The following is an 823-nucleotide window of genomic DNA, read 5'->3' on the forward strand; positions in this document are numbered from 1 at the left end:
GAGTCAGCAGCAGGTGTCCGGCGGCCGCGGGCCGCCGGACCGACAACAGGGAGGCCCCTGTGCCGAAGTCCCGTCCCGCCGTTTCCTGCGTGGAGAGCGGCACCCCGTTCCGCCGGCGCCTCGGTGGCGCCGAAGCCATCGTCATCATCGTCGTCATCGCCATGGCCGCCGCCCTGGTCACGTTCGCCGGGATGACCATGACCGTCGTACYGCAGTTGCTCGTGGGCGCCGGATTGGTCGCTGTCCTGCTGGTCGGTCTGCTCACCGGAGCTTCTGCTCGGGGCCTCAGGGCGGCGCTGTGCGCCCTGCTGGCCCCGGCTGCGTGAGGTGACGGTTCATGTGTCGTCCCGAAAGCCCCATCACCACCAGCAACAAGGCACTGCGGGAACTGCAGGAGTGGCTCCGCGAGATGCGGAACCGTACCGGCCTGGGCTACCGGGCCCTGTCGGTGCGGGCCGGCTGCCACGCCACGACTCTGCAGCGGGCCGCCTCCGGCGACACCGTGCCCAAGCTGCAGACCGTACTCAGCTATGCGCGGGCGTGCGATGCATCGCCCGAGGAAACGACGTCTGTGGAAGCACGCCCGCTATGAGGAAACCCGTCTCGCCCGGGGCGGCCGCGGCCGCCCCGCCCCCCGCCCGCAGTTCATCCGCGACGTCGTCGACCTGGGCGCGGCCCTGGTGGAGCTGTACGAAAAGGCCGGCTCCCCGCCCCTGCGCACCATGGAACAGCGGGCGGGCGGGTACGGCGCTCTGCCGCGCAGCAGCGCGCACCGCATCGTGAACAAGCAGGCGATGCCGCACGGCCGTCAGCAGTTCCAGGC

2 protein-coding genes and 1 pseudogene are annotated in these 823 nt (G+C 71.4%); all 3 read left to right on the forward strand.

Annotation, left to right across the window (positions count from 1 at the left end):
• On the forward strand, positions 1–326 hold a 326-nt coding region (locus CA983_RS44370; protein WP_341866746.1), incomplete at its 5' end, for a hypothetical protein.
• A gap of 11 nt (positions 327–337) precedes the next feature.
• Positions 338–592, forward strand: a complete 255-nt coding sequence (locus CA983_RS44375) for a helix-turn-helix domain-containing protein (protein ID WP_086606177.1) — start codon at positions 338–340, stop codon at positions 590–592.
• Positions 546–823: pseudogene (locus tag CA983_RS46045) on the forward strand (hypothetical protein); the annotation flags it as partial. The gene CA983_RS44375 and the pseudogene CA983_RS46045, both read left to right, overlap by 47 nt.

The organism is Streptomyces swartbergensis (assembly GCF_002148965.1).
Lineage (GTDB): Bacteria > Actinomycetota > Actinomycetes > Streptomycetales > Streptomycetaceae > Streptomyces > Streptomyces swartbergensis.